This window comes from Pseudomonas sp. RIT-To-2 (assembly GCF_029623465.1).
In the GTDB taxonomy this organism is placed as follows: domain Bacteria; phylum Pseudomonadota; class Gammaproteobacteria; order Pseudomonadales; family Pseudomonadaceae; genus Aquipseudomonas; species Aquipseudomonas silvicola.
Genome location: NZ_JAPYKM010000089.1, coordinates 1 through 2,013, shown reverse-complemented (window position 1 = coordinate 2,013; position 2,013 = coordinate 1). Strand labels below are relative to the sequence as shown.

The 2,013-nt window shown below is 45.7% G+C and carries 3 protein-coding genes; all 3 read right to left on the bottom strand.

The genetic code is table 11. The annotated features are described in order from the left end of the window. Window positions 1-125 precede the first annotated feature (125 nt). The gene (locus QBK88_RS30645; protein WP_277965040.1) at window positions 126-704 is read right to left on the bottom strand and encodes a hypothetical protein; all 579 of its coding nucleotides are present in this window, start codon (window positions 702-704) and stop codon (window positions 126-128) included. 492 nt (window positions 705-1,196) lie between these two features. Further along, window positions 1,197-1,670 (bottom strand): hypothetical protein, encoded by a 474-nt coding sequence (locus tag QBK88_RS30640; protein ID WP_277965039.1) that lies wholly within the window; start codon window positions 1,668-1,670, stop codon window positions 1,197-1,199. Continuing rightward, a complete protein-coding gene (locus tag QBK88_RS31040; RefSeq protein WP_445765029.1) occupies window positions 1,670-1,993 on the bottom strand; it encodes a polymorphic toxin type 24 domain-containing protein in 324 nt (107 codons plus the stop codon). The genes QBK88_RS30640 and QBK88_RS31040 overlap by 1 nt, the downstream gene beginning before the upstream one ends. Window positions 1,994-2,013: the final 20 nt, after the last annotated feature.

Sequence of the window (2,013 nt, the reverse complement as noted above, 5' to 3'; positions counted from 1 at the left end):
TCGGTGATGCCACTGGCTTTCAGAAGGGTGCAAGAAGGCGACAAAAAGGGGGCAGATAAGGTGCAAAAACACCGGCGGCAAGGCCGGTGTCGAGGGTCTCAGATCAGGTCTGAGATTTTTACATTTTATACATGCAGGCCTATCATCCCGGAATTACACAGATAGCTGTAATAAGCTGGTTCGGCTGCTCCTCCAGAGCCCCCCCACCCCGTAACTTCAAAGGCACCATAATCACGACCGGTATAAAACCACTCTTCGGCCTCATCAAACTCTAAGCTAGTGAATGGCAAAAGATCAGATACAAGACTTCCCAAACCTATGCACTCCGACAAAAGCCCCTTGTAAACAAACCTATGCGCAGGCTCGCCTGGAAAGCTAAAATCATAAACCTTAACTGCGTACACCTTCCCACTACGAATAAGAACAGATAATGCAGGAACCCCTTGTCTTAACTCACTGACAATTTCATCATCAGAAATTAAAAAAGAATAACCACCATTACCGCGCTCATCCAGACCATAACCACTCAAACAAAGGTCTGGCGCCCCTTCAAACCTATACCGCAAAGAATTCTTATCAATCAAATATTTCGAAAGCACAGACTCCAGATCGACAGCACTAGCATGCAAAGGTATTCTTGCAAGCGATACACCAGGAATAATTGAAGCATCCCAAACTACAGAAAAACCATCTAGCGGCATCATTCGGAAATCCACGCATTGGTGGCAGGGTTGAATTTCACTTTCTGACCTTGCGGATCCAAGTATGTCGTATTTGCATCATAAATGGGCTTAGAAGGCCCCTGGAATGTCGGTCTGTAGGTCGCAGGATCAATAATCCTAGCCTTACTACCATCAACGCATGTAATTTTATAGCACTCACCCACATGCACCGATTTGACCGAGGCATCAACAGTAGATGGACTATATTGAACCTCTTTAATGCCAGTGTGCCACCTTCAACTTTGTACACCTGCGCGTTACCAGACGTTCCAGTTTTCGGCGGCACATATGTGAGCTTTGCACCATCCATCCTGAACGACTACTGAATATCATCAATGGATTTCCCCCAAACATTCGCCGGAGCTCCCACCATATTTCGAGGGATTCCGGCTTGCGCTGCAAGGTCTTCCCGTACTCCTACCCGTGCAGCTGCAGCGGTAGCCGGTACTTCAGCTGCACCAGTTGCTTTTGCACCTACTCAAACACTTGATAAAAAGTAACAGTAGGCCCGTAATCCTGATCCGAATTAGAAACATCTACAGAAAACTTACTACCTGGAAATTTGTCTTTTAAGGCTAGCCGCCATGATAAAGCAATAATTTCAGCTAGCTGTTCAAAAATAATGTCATCAACCTCATCCGTGCAGCCTGAAAAAACATCGTACAAATGGGTGTGATTCATTATTTTTTCAACCGCGCGCGCATCACCATCAAACTTGGTTAACCATACAACAAAAACATCATGATCGTATTTGGCGTCTAAAAGAACCGCACCTTGACTAACAAAAAAATCAGGAAACAAAAGCCTGCAAAATACTAGGCAATCTTCAGGATTACACATGGCGCTCATATAAGAAAATATATCGACATCATCTTTTTTAGCCCAGCTTGACGCCCATGACTCGAATCTGCTCAAACCGCTAAACTGTCTAATTGTTTGAATTTTCATTACGGAATCTCATCCGGAGTGGTAGGCCGTGGAGCCAATTTCGTAGAAGGCGACTGAACCCTGACTGTCCCGTCCGGCAACGTATTTCTACCATATTCTATTACATGTGGTGTTGACACATCAGCATGAGCTGCACCTGTCACGTCAACACGCTTGACAATCATCCCAGCTGAATCATAGACAGCATAGCTGGTGATATTTCCTTGATTATCGGTTCGATACACAGCTCCATTCGCAGGGCCACCATCTAGCTTAAAACGGCCGCTAATCTGAGTGGCGTTTTCGAGCGGACCTCCGACAAGATCACTTGCGTTGCGAGGCACAGAATTGATGCTAGTCGAGC